Here is a 15,085-nt window from a genome sequence, read left to right as displayed (position 1 = left end):
GGAAAATATTATCGTCATAACGAAATTTAAGATTTTTAATACTAAAAGTCAGTTGCTAACTTCGCATGATTCATGCAACGTAATCACCTGTTTAACAAAGCATCCGGCCTTCATTACTACAGGCGTACAACATGCAGGGATATAGGGCGGGAAATGAATCGTAGCGCGCGGCGCAAAATACTCAGGGTGGTAGGAATCATCATGGTAGTTATGCTGCCGGTGATGCTTGCTCTATGGTTTGCCCAGCTGAGAGCCGAGTCGGAAACGAGCGCTCAGCTACGTACATTTGCTGAACTGGCTTTAGACAAAACTGAACTGGTAATTCAACAAGTTGACCTGGCCAGGGACGAGGCAGAAAAATATCAGGGTGAACATTGTACGCCGGAACATCGTCAATATATGTTGAACGTTGTTCGTGGCCGCCTGTTTGTCGCCGATTTAATTTATGCTGAAGGTCAGAATTTTCTTTGTTCGACCGTTTTTACACCGGATCAACCCTATGTCATTCCGGTTGCTAATTACACGCGTAAACCTGACGTTGCGATCTATTATTTTCGCGATACGCCATTTTATACTGGCTATAAAATGACATATATGCAGCGCGGAAATTATGTCGTGGTGGTCAATCCGCTTTCTTACAGTGAAGTGATGTCTACCGATCATTCCCTCGCATGGGGGGTATACGATACGGTAACCAATGCCTTCTTTTCCGTCAGTCAGAAAGCCAATGCGACTTTATTAAATTCGATGATTCAGGATAAGGAATCGGTATTTCAAAAAGATAACCGTTTCTATACCGTCGTGAAATCGCCAAAACGACCTATTGCCGCTATCGTGTCGACGTCAGATAAACGTTTTTATGAAACGCTCTATCACCAGGCGACGTTGACGCTGCCGCTGGGAATGATCTGCAGCATTATTATTTTGCTGGTGTGGTCCCGCACCCATCGTGAGCTTAATTCGCCGGGGCGGCTACTGCACCGGGCGCTGAACAAACGTCAGCTTTGTCTGCACTATCAGCCGATTATTGATATCAAGAATAACCAGTGCGTGGGGGCAGAGGCGCTGTTGCGCTGGCCTGGTTTCAACGGGCAGGTGATGAGCCCGGCTGAATTTATTCCGCTGGCTGAAAAAGAGGGAATGAGCGAGCGAATTACGGATTATGTTGTTGAGGAGGTGTTCAGCGATCTGGGCAATTTCCTGGCGGCGCATCCGCATCTCTATATTTCGATTAACCTGTCGGCCACGGACTTCCACTCTTCGCGGCTGATCGCCATGATTTCTGACAAGGCCCGGCACTACGCTGTACGCGCCCAGCAAATTAAAATTGAAGTGACGGAACGCGGTTTTATCGATGTCCCAAAAACCACGCCGGTGATTCAGGCCTTCCGTCAGGCGGGCTATGAAGTGGCGATCGATGATTTCGGAACCGGTTACTCCAACCTGCACAACCTCTACTCGCTGAACGTCGATATTTTGAAAATCGACAAATCGTTTATCGACACCTTAACCACCAACAGTACCAGCCACCTGATCGCCGAGCATATTATCGAGATGGCGCAAAGCCTGCGGCTTAAAACCATTGCCGAAGGGGTTGAGACGGCTGAGCAGGTGAGCTGGTTGTTGAAGCGCGGCGTTCAGTTCTGTCAGGGATGGCACTTCGCGAAAGCGATGCCGCCCCAGGAATTTATGACCTGGCAGCAGCAACCTTTGCAATGACGGGATTAATTCAACTGGTGGCGGTAATCGCTTGGCGTACGGTCAAACTCGCGGCGAAACACGCGGGAAAAGGTTTGTTGCGACACATAGCCAAGATCCATCGCGATATCAAAAATCGGCCGCTGCGTTGAGCGTAACGCCTGCGCCGCCAGCAGCAGCCTGCGCTGACGAATGTACTCACCCAGCGTCTGGTGCATGACCGTGCGGAACATCCTCTGTAAATACCATTTCGAATAGCCCGACTTTTTAGCGACCACATCAATGTTCAACGGTTGGTCGATATGATCGTCAATCCATTCAATAAGTGTCTGAATAATCTGCTGATGCGACATAAGGTTGCCCCTCTGTAGATACAACTTTCTCGGTTGATTCGTCGTTTTCTCTGCGGGGGAGTATAATTCCTCAAGTTAACTTGAGGTAAAGAGGTTTTATGGAAAAGAGATTGCCGCGTATTAAAGCGCTTTTAACCCCCGGCGAAGTGGCAAAGCGAAGCGGCGTTGCGGTATCGGCGCTCCACTTCTATGAAAGCAAAGGATTAATTAAAAGCATCCGTAACGGCGGAAATCAGCGCCGCTATACCCGCGACGTGCTCCGCTACGTGGCGATTATCAAAATTGCGCAACGCATCGGCATACCCCTGGCGACGATCGGTGAGGCATTTGGCGTGTTGCCGGAAGGGCATACGCTTAGCCCGAAAGAGTGGAAAGAACTTTCGTCCCAGTGGCGTGAAGAGCTGGACAGACGTATCCACACGCTGGTCGCGCTGCGTGACGAGCTGGACGGCTGCATCGGCTGCGGCTGCCTGTCCCGTAGCGACTGCCCGCTGCGTAACCCCGGCGACAGGCTGGGCGAGCAGGGGACGGGGGCACGGTTGCTGGAGGAGGATTGAGTCCGTGCGGCCTGTTTGCCGGGTGGCGGCTGCGCCTTACCCGGCCTACAAAACCGAGAACGTAGGCCGGGTAAGCGAAGCGCCACCCGGCAAAAAGCATCATAAAGAACTAAAGCGCCACAAAGGGCGCTTTAGTTTTTCCCGGTCTTTGTCTTTCTCTCTATCCCGCTGGTTCACGGGAGGGTTTCCCCCGACATCAGCACCCCTCGTGTCGAGCTGGTTGGGGAGGTTCCGGATTGTGCTGACACTTTAATTCTATGCAAGACCCGTTTTTTCGCCAGCCGCGCGAGCCGTTTTTTAGACGAAATTTTTTCGCGGTGTTGTTCGATTTTCTATAGTTAAAAAGTATGAATAACAGGAGAAAATCATGCTCACGGTACATCACCTGAACCAGTCGCGCTCGCACCGCGTGATCTGGGCGCTGGAAGAACTCGCCCTGCCTTATGAAATAGTTCACTACCAGCGCGAAAAGAACATGCTGGCACCCGAGTCGCTCAAAAAGGTGCATCCGTTGGGCAAATCCCCGGTTATTGAAGATAACGGGCTGATCCTTGCGGAGTCAGGCGCCATTCTGGAGTATCTGCAGGAAACCTATGATGCCGAATCGCGGCTGAAACCTTTGGACCCCGCGCACAAGGTGCAATATCGCTTCTGGCTGCATTACGCGGAAGGGTCGCTGATGCCGCTGCTGTTAATGAAGCTGGTCTTCAGCAGCCTCGGCAAGCCGCCCGTGCCGTTTGGCATCCGAACTCTGGGCAAGGCGCTGGGGCAGGGGGTGCAGAAAGCATATCTCAACCCCCAGCTGGAAACCCATGCGCGCTTTATAGATTCACATCTTGCTAAAAACAGCTGGTTTGCCGGAGAAGCGTTCAGTATGGCCGACATTCAGATGAGCTTTCCACTCTTTGCCCTGCTGGCGCGCGGCGGCATTGATAATCTGCCGCATATTCAGGCATGGAAGCAAAAGGTGGAAAGCAGCCCTGGCTGGCAAAGAACTCTGCAACAAGGTGGCCCGTTATCTATCCCGGGCGAGGATTGAGATGTAAATAAATTGCGCATAGACGATAACGTTTGCGCATCCTCTGTCTATTTCTTCATCGTCATAAGTGAATTTTAGCGAAAATCGACAAAGTTCAGTTGAAAAGGGCGTGGATTAGGCTGGATAATCGTTTGCCTTAATTTGACCACCCGTTTTATAAGCGCGGAGCTAAACGTTTGCTTTTTTTGTGACGCCCTTTCGTCGCAAACGCAAAACACGGATTTGACGTTTTAGCTGGCAGCGGTGTCTCCACCACGCTTATGGACGTTCTATAAAAACTCTCAGGGGATGTTTCTATGTCTACGCCATCTGCGCGTACCGGCGGTTCACTTGACGCCATGTTTAAAATTTCGGCTCGCGGCAGCACCGTGCGTCAGGAAGTTGTTGCCGGTCTGACAACGTTTCTGGCGATGGTTTACTCCGTTATCGTGGTACCGGGCATGCTGGGCAAAGCGGGCTTCCCGCCAGCGGCTGTCTTCGTCGCCACCTGCCTGGTGGCTGGCGTGGGTTCCATCGTCATGGGGTTGTGGGCGAACCTGCCGCTGGCGATTGGTTGCGCCATCTCTCTGACCGCCTTTACCGCATTCAGCCTGGTGCTGGGCCAGCAGATCAGCGTACCGGTTGCCCTCGGCGCCGTATTCCTGATGGGCGTACTGTTTACCGTCATTTCCGCCACCGGCATCCGTAGCTGGATTTTGCGCAACCTGCCGCAGGGCGTGGCGCACGGCACCGGAATCGGTATCGGCCTGTTCCTGCTGCTGATCGCCGCCAACGGTGTTGGCCTGGTGATCAAGAACCCGCTGGACGGCCTGCCGGTGGCGCTGGGTCATTTTGCGAGCTTCCCGGTCATTATGTCGCTTATCGGTCTGGCGGTGATTATCGGCCTGGAGAAACTGAAGGTACCGGGCGGCATCCTGCTGACCATTATCGGCATTTCCATCGTCGGCCTGATTTTCGATCCGACCGTCCACTTCTCCGGTATTTTCGCCATGCCGTCGCTGAGCGATGACAAAGGCAACTCCCTGATCGGCAGCCTGGATATCGTGGGCGCGCTGAACCCGGTGATCCTGCCAAGCGTGCTGGCGCTGGTGATGACCGCGGTATTTGACGCGACCGGTACCATTCGCGCGGTGGCCGGTCAGGCCAACCTGCTGGATAAAGACGGCCAGATTATCGATGGCGGCAAAGCGCTAACCACCGACTCCCTGAGCAGCGTCTTCTCTGGTCTGGTCGGCGCGGCACCTGCGGCGGTGTACATCGAATCTGCAGCGGGTACGGCAGCAGGCGGTAAAACCGGCCTGACGGCGATCACCGTCGGCGTGCTGTTCCTGCTGATCCTGTTCCTCTCTCCGCTCTCTTACCTGGTCCCGGCCTACGCGACCGCGCCAGCGCTGATGTACGTCGGCCTGCTGATGCTGAGCAACGTGGCGAAAATCGACTTTGCGGACTTCGTGGATGCGATGTCCGGCCTGATTACCGCAGTGTTTATCGTCCTGACCTGTAACATCGTGACCGGTATCATGATCGGTTTCGCCTCACTGGTGATTGGCCGTCTGGTTTCCGGTGAATGGCGTAAGTTGAACATCGGCACCGTGGTGATCGCCGTTGCGCTGGTGGCGTTCTACGCGGGCGGCTGGGCAATCTGAGTTATCCATTGATGCGAAAACGGGTGGCTCAGGCCGCCCGTTTTTATTTTCAGGACTCATCCCGTTGCCTTTTGCGTTACTCTGGGGAAGATAGAATAAAAGGCACGACGCCTTCCGTAGTACATAAGTAACACAGCAAACAGGGAACGCATGGAAATCTTCTTCACAATACTCATCATGACCCTTGTGGTCTCGTTATCCGGGGTGGTTACACGCGTACTGCCCTTCCAGGTCCCCCTGCCTTTAATGCAAATAGCTATCGGTGCGCTGCTGGCGTGGCCGACGTTCGGTCTGCACGTGGAGTTCGATCCGGAACTGTTCCTCGTGCTGTTTATCCCGCCGCTGCTGTTTGCCGATGGCTGGAAAACCCCCACGCGCGAATTTCTTGAGCATGGACGAGAGATCCTCGGCCTGGCGCTGGCGCTGGTGGTGGTCACCGTCGTCGGGATTGGTTTCCTGATCTACTGGACCGTACCGGGTATCCCGTTAATTCCCGCCTTTGCGCTGGCCGCCGTGCTGTCGCCAACCGATGCCGTAGCGCTTTCCGGCATTGTGGGCGAAGGCCGCATTCCGAAGAAAATCATGGGCATTTTACAGGGGGAGGCGCTGATGAACGACGCCTCCGGCCTGGTCGCCCTGAAGTTTGCCGTGGCAGTTGCCATGGGAACGATGGTCTTTACCGTGGGTGGTGCGACCCTGGAATTCTTCAAGGTGGCGATTGGCGGTATCCTCGCAGGCTTCGTGGTGAGCTGGTTGTATGGCCGCTCGCTACGCTTCCTCAGCCGCTGGGGCGGCGATGAACCGGCAACGCAGATCGTGCTGCTGTTCCTGCTGCCGTTTGCCTCTTATCTGATTGCCGAACATATCGGCGTATCGGGCATTCTGGCGGCGGTGGCGGCGGGGATGACCATCACCCGCTCCGGCGTAATGCGCCGCGCGCCGCTGGCGATGCGCCTGCGCGCCAACAGCACCTGGGCAATGCTGGAATTTGTGTTCAACGGCATGGTATTCCTGCTGTTGGGCCTGCAGCTGCCGGGCATTATGGAGTCCTCGCTCATCGCAGCAGAGGCCGATCCGAACGTTGAAGTCTGGATGCTGTTTACCGATATCGTGCTGATCTACATGGCGCTGATGCTGGTGCGTTTCGGCTGGCTCTGGACGATGAAAAGATTCAGCGTGCGCTTCCTGACGAAAAAGCCGATGGAGTTCGGCTCCTGGACCACACGCGAGCTGCTGATTGCCTCCTTCGCGGGCGTCCGCGGGGCGATTACCCTTGCCGGTGTACTCTCCATTCCGCTGCTGCTGCCAACGGGGGACGTCTTCCCGGCGCGCTACGAGCTGGTGTTCCTGGCGGCGGGCGTGATCCTCTTCTCGCTGTTTGTCGGCGTGATTATGCTGCCGATTTTACTCCAGCACATTGATGCCGGTGACTCGACCCAACAGCACAAAGAGGAGCGGATTGCCCGCGCGGCCACGGCGGAAGTGGCGATTGTGGCCATTGAGAAGATGGAGGAGCGTCTGGCCGCCGACGCCGAAGAGAACATTGATAACCAGCTGCTGAAGGAAGTCAGCTCGCGGGTGATAGGTAACCTGCGCCGCCGCGCCGACGGGCGTAACGACGTGGAAAGCTCGCTGCAGGAGGAGAACCTGGAGCGTCGGTTCCGCCTGGCGGCGCTGCGCTCCGAGCGCGCCGAGCTGTATCACCTGCGCGCCACGCGCCAGATCAGCAACGAGACGCTGCAAAAATTGCTGCACGATCTGGACCTGCTGGAAGCGCTGTTGATAGAGAATCAGTAGCGCGCTTTGCCCCTCACCCTAACCCTCTCCCCATAGGGGAGAGGGAACCGATCGAGCCCCTCGCCCCTATGGGGAGAGGGGTTGGGGTGAGGGGACCCAAAACCCCTCACAACATTGCAACCACGCCTGCGCGCTGTGCGACAAATACACCCCTTCACGCCAAATCATCCCTAACTGCCAGTGGAGATCGCTCTCCAGCGGGATCCAGCGCAGCGTGTTTTTATCCAGTCGCTCGCAGATCGGCTGCGGCAGAATGGCAATCCCCACGCCCGCCTGCACCATCGCCGCCAGGAAATCCCACTGGCCGCTGCGCACCGCAATGCGCGGTTTCACGTTATGGTGGTTAAACAGGGTCATCAGCTGGCGGCTTAAGGCGAAGTCTTCGTTGTAGATCAGCAGGGGATGCTCGCCAAGTAGCTCGGGCTTCACCGAGTCTATCGTCAGCCAGTCGCCGGAGCGGGGCACCAGCACGCACAGCGGGTGGCTAAAGAGCGGGAGCGTCGCCAGACCACTCTCCTCCTCCACGGGAAGTGCCGTCATCGCCACGTCCAGCTCGCCGTTGATCACCGCCTGCTGCACGGTCAGGCCGCCAAATTCAGAAATTTTAAGCTCAACGCCGGGGTAGCGCTGGCGGAACAGGCTAATCGGCCCGGCCATCATCATGCCGACCATTGGCGGAATGCCGAGACGTAACAGACCTTTAGTCAGGTGGTTGATGTCCGCAAGCTCGGCCTCAAGCTGGCGGAACTCCCCCAGGATCGCCAGCCCGCGCTCGAACACCACGCGTCCGGTATCGGTCAGCAGTAGCTTGCGCCCATCGCGGATCAGCAGGGTACAGTTCAGCTCATCTTCGAGGTTTTTCAGCATCTTGCTGATGGTCGGCTGGGTAACGAACAACTTCTCCGCTGCGCGGGTAAAACTTTGCTGGCGAACCACCTCGACAAAATAGCGCAGCGTTCTTATGTCCATGATTATTCCTCGAAACTATACCTTCGATGATTTTAATTCATTTCAGTCGATGACGTACGCTCACTATACTGGCGCCTCGTCTCATTTCTGAGGAAAACCCCCATGGCCGTGGCGTTAAGCCGTGTTACGCCTGCCGTTGTGCAACGACTCCAGGTACCGGTTCAGGTACTGCTCTACGCGGGACTGTTTGTTTTTGCGGAATATCTTGTTGACTGGCTGCACCTGCCTTTACCCGCCAACCTGGTGGGGATGGTGCTGATGCTGACGCTGATCCTCTCACGTGCGTTACCCCTTAGCTGGGTGCGGGCCGGCGCGCGCTGGCTGCTGGCGGAGATGCTGCTGTTCTTCGTTCCGGCCGTGGTAGCCGTGGTGAACTATGCGCAGCTGCTGATGGTCGACGGCTGGCGCATCTTCGCGGTTATCGCCCTGAGCACGCTGATGGTGTTGGGCGCTACCGCCTGGGTGGTGGATAACGTGTATCGGTTTGAAATCAGCAGGCAGAAGCATGACTAACTTTCAGATAAGCGTGCTGTGCCTGATTGCGACAGTCTTCATCTACTTTGCCAACAAGCGCCTGTACCGCCGCTTCCGCGCGCTGCCGCTGATGCCGCTGGTCTTCACGCCCATCCTGCTGGTGCTGATGCTGGTATTCGGCCATATCTCCTGGCAGAACTACATTGGTGAGTCCCACTGGCTGCTGTGGCTGCTCGGCCCGGCGACCATCGCCTTTGCCGTCCCTGTCTATGACAACCTGAAGATTATTAAACGCCACTGGATGTCGCTCAGCGCGGGCGTCATTACCGCGACGGTGGTGGCGGTGTGCAGCTCGGTCTGGCTGGCGCGGCTGTTTACCCTGCCTGATGAAATTCAGCGCAGCCTGGCCGTGCGATCGGTCACGACGCCGTTTGCGCTGGCAGCGGCTAAACCGCTCGGCGGGCAGCCGGATCTGGTGGCGCTGTTTGTGGTGGTCACGGGCGTCTTTGGTATGGCGGTGGGGGATGTGCTGTTCCTGCGGCTCTCTATCCGGGAAGGCATGGCGAAGGGGGCAGGATTTGGCGCGGCGTCGCACGGCGCGGGGACGGCGCGTTCGTATGAACTCGGTCAGCAGGAGGGGGTTGTCGCAAGCCTGGTGATGATGCTCTCGGGCGTGACGATGGTGCTGATTGCGCCGCTGGTGGCGTGGGTGATGTTTTGAACTCCCCGGCCAGAGCGGCCGGGGAGAAAGGCTTAGTGAGCGCGGCCCTGCTCAACGCCCAGGCCGGTCTGTGAACGGATAAACTGGGCGCGGAATTTCTCACGCTCCAGGTTACCCTCCGGCGAGTTGTCGGTAGCCGAGAAGACCCAGATACCGATAAACGCCACGGCAATGGAGAACAGCGCCGGGTACTCGTACGGGAAGATAGCGCTTTCGTGACCGAGGATCTGCACCCAGATTGTCGGGCCCAGAATCATCAGGATCACCGCCGTCAGCAGGCCCAGCCAGCCGCCAATCATCGCCCCACGGGTGGTCAGTTTTGACCAGTACATGGAGAGCAGGATGATCGGGAAGTTACAGCTTGCGGCAATCGAGAAGGCCAGCCCCACCATAAACGCGATATTCTGCTTCTCGAACAAAATCCCCAGCAGAATGGCGACCACGCCCAGCACCAGCACGGTGATCTTAGAGACCTTCAGCTCATCGCGCTCGCTCGCGCCTTTGCGGAAGACGTTGGCGTAGAGATCGTGCGATACCGCAGACGCGCCCGCCAGCGTCAGCCCTGCCACCACCGCAAGAATAGTGGCGAAGGCCACGGCGGAGATAAAGCCGAGGAACAGGTTGCCGCCCACCGCGTCGGCCAGATGCACCGCCGCCATGTTGTTACCGCCGATCAGCGCGCCCGCCGCGTCTTTAAACGCCGGGTTCGCCCCCACCAGCATGATTGCGCCGAAGCCGATGATAAAGGTCAGGATGTAGAAGTAACCCATAAAGCCGGTGGCGTAGAAGACGCTCTTGCGCGCTTCACGCGCATCGCTCACGGTAAAGAAGCGCATCAGGATATGCGGCAGGCCAGCGGTACCGAACATCAGCCCGAGACCGAGAGAGAGTGCGGAGATCGGGTCTTTCACCAGCCCGCCAGGGCTCATGATCGCTTCCCCTTTCGGGTGGACCGCCATCGCTTCGGTAAACAGATTATTGAAGCTAAAGCCGACGTGCTTCATCACCATAAAGGCCATAAAGCTGGCGCCGAACAGCAGCAGCACGGCTTTGATGATCTGCACCCAGGTGGTTGCCAGCATGCCGCCGAACAGGACGTACATCACCATCAGGACACCCACCAGCACCACTGCGACGTGGTAGTTCAGGCCGAACAGCAGCTCGATCAGCTTGCCTGCCCCCACCATCTGGGCAATCAGGTAAAGGGCCACGACCACCAGCGAGCCGCAGGCTGAGAGCATGCGGATAGGGCCCTGTTTCAGGCGGTATGAGGCCACGTCGGCAAAGGTATAGCGACCGAGGTTACGCAGGCGCTCGGCAATCAGGAACAGAATGATCGGCCAGCCGACGAGGAAGCCGAGGGAGTAGATCAACCCGTCATAGCCGGAGGTGTAGACCAGCGCGGAGATCCCAAGGAACGAGGCGGCAGACATAAAATCACCCGCAATCGCCAGCCCGTTCTGGAAGCCGGTAATGTTGCCGCCCGCGGTGTAGTAATCATTACGGGAGCGCACGCGTTTCGACGCCCAGTACGTAATGTACAGCGTCAGCACCACGAAAATCAAGAACATCACAATCGCCTGCCAGTTGGTTGGCTGGCGCTGTACCTCACCGGTAATGGCATCTGCCGCATCGGCAGCAAAGGGAAGTGTGGCGGCGAGCGCCGTCAGAACTCGCTTCATGATGCTTTTACCTCTTGCAGTACCGCTTTATTGAGACGATCGAATTCACCGTTGGCGCGCCAGACGTACACGCCCGTGAGCAAGAATGAAATCACAATCACGCCAATGCCAATCGGAATGCCGCGTGTGACGCTGGTACCCTCATGCAGCGGGGTGCCCAGCCAGTGCGGCGCAAAGGCGATCAGCATAATAAAGCCGACGTAGATAACCAGCATGATGATGGAAAGAATGAAGGCAAACCGTTGCCGCTTATCGACGAGCTCCCTGTAGTGCGCACTATTCTCTATCTGCTGACAAATATCGTTATTCATCACAGAGTTCTCCAAAGGTAAGGTTGGTTTGTTTTTATCCCCTCTCCCCTATGGGGAGAGGGTTAGGGTAGGAAGGTGCGGTCTGATGCCCTCACCCCGGCCCTCTCCCACGGGGAGAGGGAAAAAACACTAGGAAGGCATTGCGATGGCCTGCTTCTCTTCGAGCAGTTTTTCCACCACGCCAGGATCCGCGAGCGTTGAGGTATCTCCGAGGTTGCTGGTGTCCCCCGCCGCGATTTTACGCAAGATACGACGCATGATTTTGCCGGAACGGGTTTTCGGCAGCGAGTCGGTCCAGTGCAGCACGTCCGGCGTGGCCAGCGGGCCAATCTCTTTACGTACCCAGTTGCGCACCTCGGCGTACAGCTCCGGCGACGGCTCTTCACCGTGGTTCAGGGTGACATAGGCGTAAATCGCCTGGCCTTTGATGTTGTGAGGGATCCCGACAACCGCCGCTTCGGCAATCTTCGGATGCGATACCAGCGCCGATTCAATCTCCGCCGTGCCCAGACGGTGGCCGGAGACGTTCAGCACGTCGTCCACGCGTCCGGTGATCCAGTAATAGCCGTCTTCGTCGCGGCGCGCGCCGTCGCCGCTGAAGTACATGTTTTTAAAGGTCGAGAAGTAGGTCTGCTCGAAGCGCTCGTGGTCACCGAACAGGGTGCGCGCCTGGCCCGGCCAGGAATCGACGATCACCAGGTTGCCCTCGGTGGCCCCTTCCTGCGGATTACCTTCGTTATCCACCAGCGCAGGCTGTACGCCGAAGAACGGACGGGTTGCCGAGCCTGCCTTCAGCTGCGTCGCGCCCGGCATCGGGGTGATCATGAAGCCGCCGGTTTCGGTCTGCCACCAGGTGTCCATCACCGGGCACTTCTCGTTGCCGATCTTTTTCCAGTACCACTCCCAGGCTTCCGGGTTGATGGGCTCGCCCACGGAACCGAGGATGCGCAATGAAGAACGGTCGGTGCCCTCAATGGCTTTATCACCTTCCGCCATTAACGCGCGGATGGCCGTTGGCGCGGTGTAGAGAATGTTGACCTGGTGCTTATCGACCACCTGACACATGCGCGCCGGGGTCGGCCAGTTCGGTACGCCTTCAAACATCAGCGTGGTTGCGCCGCATGCCAGCGGGCCGTATAGCAGATAGCTGTGCCCGGTGACCCAACCCACGTCTGCAGTACACCAGTAGATGTCGCCCGGATGGTAGTCGAAGACGTATTTGAAGGTGGTAGCCGCATAAACCAGATAGCCGCCGGTGGTGTGCAGCACGCCTTTCGGCTTACCGGTGGAGCCAGAGGTATAAAGAATGAACAGCGGATCTTCCGCGTTCATCTCTTCCGGCTGATGCTGGTCGCTCGCGTTTTCAATCAGGTCGCTCCACCACAGGTCACGCCCCTCGTTCCAGTCGATTTTGCCGCCGGTACGCTTAAGGACGATGACGTTGCTGACCGTTTTGACGTTCGGGTTTTTCAGCGCCTCATCGACGTTTTTCTTCAGCGGGATACCGCGGCCCGCACGCACGCCTTCGTCGGCGGTGATCACCAGCTTCGAGTTTGAGTCGACAATACGCCCGGCAACCGCCTCAGGGGAGAAGCCGCCGAAGATAACGGAGTGGATCGCGCCGATGCGCGCGCAGGCCAGCATGGCCACCGCCGCTTCCGGCACCATCGGCATGTAGATGGCGACCACGTCTCCCTTTTTGATGCCTTTATCCAGCAGGACGTTGGCGAAGCGGCAGACGTCGCGGTGCAGTTCTTTATAGGTAATGTGTTTGCTCTGAGAGGCATCGTCGCCTTCCCAGATAATGGCGGTTTCATTCCCGCGTTCGGCAAGATGGCGGTCCAGGCAGTTCGCCGCCAGGTTCAGCGTGCCATCTTCATACCATTTAATGGAGACGTTGCCTGGCGCAAAGGAGGTGTTCTTCACCTTCTGGTAAGGTTTGATCCAGTCAAGGATGTGGCCCTGCTCGCCCCAGAAGGCGTCCGGGTTGGTAACAGATTGCTGATATTTCTCGTGGTACTGCTCCGGGCTGATCAGGCAACGGTCCGCAATGTTTGCGGGAATGTCGTGTTTGTGTATTTGGCTCATGGCTTTTTTTCTCCTTGTAAGATGTTAATAATATGTCGCAAAAACGTTAATAGTAGGGGCTTTACAAGCTTTGTTTATTATTTGGGCGGCAGATCACGCATTGTCTGAAGAGTATGAAAAACGAGCGAATGAAACTTTGAAGGGAAATAATTTACGATAACTATTATTCACATTTTCGTTTAAAAAAGCTTTTTTATAACAAAAGGTTATTTATAAGAATTAGAATAAACTCCCGTCATCGTCGCTTTTGTGAGTGAAACGCGTCGTTCTTTAAGGCTTGCGCAACAGGTCGCGCAAATGATACTCATACGCCGCGTTAAAAAATCCCATAAACCAACGCAACACAATTCATACCCTTTCAGTATGTCTCCATATTCATGCAGTTTACGTGAATAAGGCGCTTCATTGAGGAAGTCAGTTTCTATGAAAAACGTTAAAGTCAGCCTGGCCTGGCAGATCTTAATCGCCCTTGTGCTGGGCATTCTGCTGGGCAGTTACCTCCACTATCACAGCGACAGCCGCGAATGGCTGATTGCGAACCTGCTCTCTCCGGCAGGCGATATTTTTATTCATCTGATTAAGATGATAGTGGTGCCGATTGTGATCTCGACGCTGGTGGTCGGTATCGCGGGCGTCGGTGATGCGAAGCAGTTAGGCCGTATCGGCGCGAAAACTATTCTCTATTTCGAAGTGATCACTACGGTTGCGATTATCCTCGGCATTACGCTGGCGAACGTGTTCCAGCCAGGCTCCGGGATCGATATGTCGCAGCTGGCGACGGTGGATATTTCGAAATACCAAAGCACCACTGCTGACGTGCAGAGCCATTCCCACGGTCTGATGGGGACTATCCTGTCGCTGGTGCCGACCAACATCATTGCTTCCATGGCGAAAGGCGAGATGCTGCCGATCATCTTCTTCTCGGTGCTGTTTGGCCTGGGGCTCTCCTCTCTGCCCGCAACGCACCGTGAACCGCTGGTCACCGTGTTCCGATCTGTCTCCGAAACCATGTTCAAAGTGACCCACATGGTGATGCGCTACGCGCCGGTCGGGGTGTTCGCGCTTATCGCAGTGACCGTGGCGAACTTCGGTTTTGCCTCCCTGTGGCCGCTGGCGAAGCTGGTGATCCTGGTGCACTTCGCGATCCTGTTCTTCGCGCTGGTGGTGCTGGGGATTGTGGCGCGCCTGTGCGGGTTGAGCATCTGGATCCTGATTCGTATCCTGAAGGATGAGCTGATTCTGGCGTACTCGACGGCAAGCTCTGAGAGCGTGCTGCCGCGCATTATTGAGAAGATGGAAGCCTACGGTGCTCCAGCGTCTATCACCAGCTTCGTGGTGCCGACCGGCTACTCCTTTAACCTGGATGGCTCAACGCTGTACCAGAGTATCGCCGCTATCTTTATTGCGCAGCTGTACGGCATTGACCTGTCGCTGTGGCAGGAGATCGTGCTGGTGCTGACCCTGATGGTGACGTCTAAAGGTATCGCAGGCGTGCCGGGCGTCTCCTTCGTGGTGCTGCTGGCTACGCTTGGCAGCGTCGGTATTCCGCTGGAAGGTCTGGCGTTTATCGCCGGTGTGGACCGTATTCTCGACATGGCGCGTACGGCGCTGAACGTGGTGGGGAATGCCCTGGCGGTGCTGGTTATCGCCAAGTGGGAACACAAATTCGACCGTAAAAAAGCGCTGGCGTATGAACGCGAGGTGCTGGGACGTTTTGATAAGACGGCCGATCAGTGATGTAAGGTATTCT

General features: G+C 56.5%; 13 protein-coding genes. 8 read left to right on the top strand and 5 right to left on the bottom strand.

All coding sequences use genetic code 11. From position 1 onward, the window contains the following. The first annotated feature begins 153 nt into the window (after window positions 1-153). Window positions 154-1,719 (top strand): EAL domain-containing protein, encoded by a 1,566-nt coding sequence (locus tag AB8818_RS20325; RefSeq protein ID WP_166712659.1) that lies wholly within the window; start codon window positions 154-156, stop codon window positions 1,717-1,719. Between the two features lie 5 nt (window positions 1,720-1,724). Here AB8818_RS20325 and soxS read toward each other — a convergent pair whose 3' ends face one another. Further along, window positions 1,725-2,051: a superoxide response transcriptional regulator SoxS gene (soxS, locus tag AB8818_RS20320; RefSeq protein ID WP_008503387.1), complete on the bottom strand. Its 327-nt coding sequence runs from the start codon at window positions 2,049-2,051 to the stop codon at window positions 1,725-1,727. 98 nt (window positions 2,052-2,149) lie between these two features. Between soxS and soxR the strand changes: the two genes are divergently transcribed. The 4 genes from soxR (at window position 2,150) to AB8818_RS20300 (ending at window position 7,090) form a co-directional block, all read left to right on the top strand. Next, window positions 2,150-2,608: a redox-sensitive transcriptional activator SoxR gene (gene soxR / locus AB8818_RS20315; protein WP_023331806.1), complete on the top strand. Its 459-nt coding sequence runs from the start codon at window positions 2,150-2,152 to the stop codon at window positions 2,606-2,608. Between the two features lie 367 nt (window positions 2,609-2,975). Then, entirely contained in the window at window positions 2,976-3,647 is a 672-nt protein-coding gene (locus tag AB8818_RS20310) for a glutathione S-transferase family protein (protein ID WP_116343848.1), read from the top strand. A gap of 296 nt (window positions 3,648-3,943) precedes the next feature. Further along, entirely contained in the window at window positions 3,944-5,293 is a 1,350-nt protein-coding gene (gene ghxP, locus AB8818_RS20305; protein WP_028015179.1) for a guanine/hypoxanthine transporter GhxP, read from the top strand. A gap of 150 nt (window positions 5,294-5,443) precedes the next feature. Continuing rightward, window positions 5,444-7,090 carry a Na+/H+ antiporter gene (locus AB8818_RS20300; RefSeq protein WP_116343849.1) on the top strand — a complete coding sequence of 549 codons (1,647 nt, stop codon included), beginning with the start codon at window positions 5,444-5,446 and terminating at the stop codon, window positions 7,088-7,090. Between the two features lie 66 nt (window positions 7,091-7,156). On the opposite strand, the gene AB8818_RS20295 is transcribed toward AB8818_RS20300, so the two are convergent. Further along, on the bottom strand, window positions 7,157-8,059 hold the full coding sequence (locus AB8818_RS20295) for a LysR family transcriptional regulator (protein ID WP_166709802.1): 903 nt from the start codon (window positions 8,057-8,059) through the stop codon (window positions 7,157-7,159). A 102-nt stretch (window positions 8,060-8,161) separates the two neighbouring features. Between AB8818_RS20295 and AB8818_RS20290 the strand changes: the two genes are divergently transcribed. Both AB8818_RS20290 and AB8818_RS20285 read left to right on the top strand, forming a co-directional pair. Then, the gene (locus tag AB8818_RS20290; protein ID WP_116343851.1) at window positions 8,162-8,572 is read left to right on the top strand and encodes a CidA/LrgA family protein; all 411 of its coding nucleotides are present in this window, start codon (window positions 8,162-8,164) and stop codon (window positions 8,570-8,572) included. After that, window positions 8,565-9,254 (top strand): LrgB family protein, encoded by a 690-nt coding sequence (locus AB8818_RS20285; RefSeq protein WP_192984308.1) that lies wholly within the window; start codon window positions 8,565-8,567, stop codon window positions 9,252-9,254. Before AB8818_RS20290 ends, AB8818_RS20285 begins: the two co-directional genes overlap by 8 nt. A gap of 32 nt (window positions 9,255-9,286) precedes the next feature. On the opposite strand, the gene actP is transcribed toward AB8818_RS20285, so the two are convergent. The 3 genes from actP to acs all read right to left on the bottom strand — a co-directional run bounded on the left by actP (window position 9,287) and on the right by acs (window position 13,335). Next, on the bottom strand, window positions 9,287-10,936 hold the full coding sequence (gene actP, locus AB8818_RS20280) for a cation/acetate symporter ActP (RefSeq protein ID WP_116343853.1): 1,650 nt from the start codon (window positions 10,934-10,936) through the stop codon (window positions 9,287-9,289). Then, a complete protein-coding gene (locus AB8818_RS20275) occupies window positions 10,933-11,247 on the bottom strand; it encodes a DUF485 domain-containing protein (protein ID WP_116343854.1) in 315 nt (104 codons plus the stop codon). Before AB8818_RS20275 ends, actP begins: the two co-directional genes overlap by 4 nt. Before the next feature lie 129 nt (window positions 11,248-11,376). Beyond that, window positions 11,377-13,335 carry an acetate--CoA ligase gene (acs, locus tag AB8818_RS20270; RefSeq protein WP_166709804.1) on the bottom strand — a complete coding sequence of 653 codons (1,959 nt, stop codon included), beginning with the start codon at window positions 13,333-13,335 and terminating at the stop codon, window positions 11,377-11,379. 423 nt (window positions 13,336-13,758) lie between these two features. On the opposite strand from acs, the gene gltP reads away from it, so the two are divergent. Then, the gene (gltP, locus tag AB8818_RS20265; RefSeq protein ID WP_116343856.1) at window positions 13,759-15,072 is read left to right on the top strand and encodes a glutamate/aspartate:proton symporter GltP; all 1,314 of its coding nucleotides are present in this window, start codon (window positions 13,759-13,761) and stop codon (window positions 15,070-15,072) included. Window positions 15,073-15,085 lie beyond the last annotated feature (13 nt).

The sequence above is a fragment of the Enterobacter sp. KB-280D8 genome (assembly GCF_041399405.1).
In the GTDB taxonomy this organism is placed as follows: domain Bacteria; phylum Pseudomonadota; class Gammaproteobacteria; order Enterobacterales; family Enterobacteriaceae; genus Enterobacter; species Enterobacter cloacae_N.
This window is presented reverse-complemented; position numbering and strand designations above follow the sequence as displayed.

What these genes read in the sequence shown, in the direction of transcription:
- AB8818_RS20325 (WP_166712659.1), top strand. Translation starts at nt 154, where the DNA reads ATGAATCGTAGCGCGCGGCGCAAAATACTCAGGGTGGTAGGAATCATC.
- soxS (WP_008503387.1), bottom strand. Translation starts at nt 2,051, where the DNA reads ATGTCGCATCAGCAGATTATTCAGACACTTATTGAATGGATTGACGAT.
- soxR (WP_023331806.1), top strand. Translation starts at nt 2,150, where the DNA reads ATGGAAAAGAGATTGCCGCGTATTAAAGCGCTTTTAACCCCCGGCGAA.
- AB8818_RS20310 (WP_116343848.1), top strand. Translation starts at nt 2,976, where the DNA reads ATGCTCACGGTACATCACCTGAACCAGTCGCGCTCGCACCGCGTGATC.
- ghxP (WP_028015179.1), top strand. Translation starts at nt 3,944, where the DNA reads ATGTCTACGCCATCTGCGCGTACCGGCGGTTCACTTGACGCCATGTTT.
- AB8818_RS20300 (WP_116343849.1), top strand. Translation starts at nt 5,444, where the DNA reads ATGGAAATCTTCTTCACAATACTCATCATGACCCTTGTGGTCTCGTTA.
- AB8818_RS20295 (WP_166709802.1), bottom strand. Translation starts at nt 8,059, where the DNA reads ATGGACATAAGAACGCTGCGCTATTTTGTCGAGGTGGTTCGCCAGCAA.
- AB8818_RS20290 (WP_116343851.1), top strand. Translation starts at nt 8,162, where the DNA reads ATGGCCGTGGCGTTAAGCCGTGTTACGCCTGCCGTTGTGCAACGACTC.
- AB8818_RS20285 (WP_192984308.1), top strand. Translation starts at nt 8,565, where the DNA reads ATGACTAACTTTCAGATAAGCGTGCTGTGCCTGATTGCGACAGTCTTC.
- actP (WP_116343853.1), bottom strand. Translation starts at nt 10,936, where the DNA reads ATGAAGCGAGTTCTGACGGCGCTCGCCGCCACACTTCCCTTTGCTGCC.
- AB8818_RS20275 (WP_116343854.1), bottom strand. Translation starts at nt 11,247, where the DNA reads ATGAATAACGATATTTGTCAGCAGATAGAGAATAGTGCGCACTACAGG.
- acs (WP_166709804.1), bottom strand. Translation starts at nt 13,335, where the DNA reads ATGAGCCAAATACACAAACACGACATTCCCGCAAACATTGCGGACCGT.
- gltP (WP_116343856.1), top strand. Translation starts at nt 13,759, where the DNA reads ATGAAAAACGTTAAAGTCAGCCTGGCCTGGCAGATCTTAATCGCCCTT.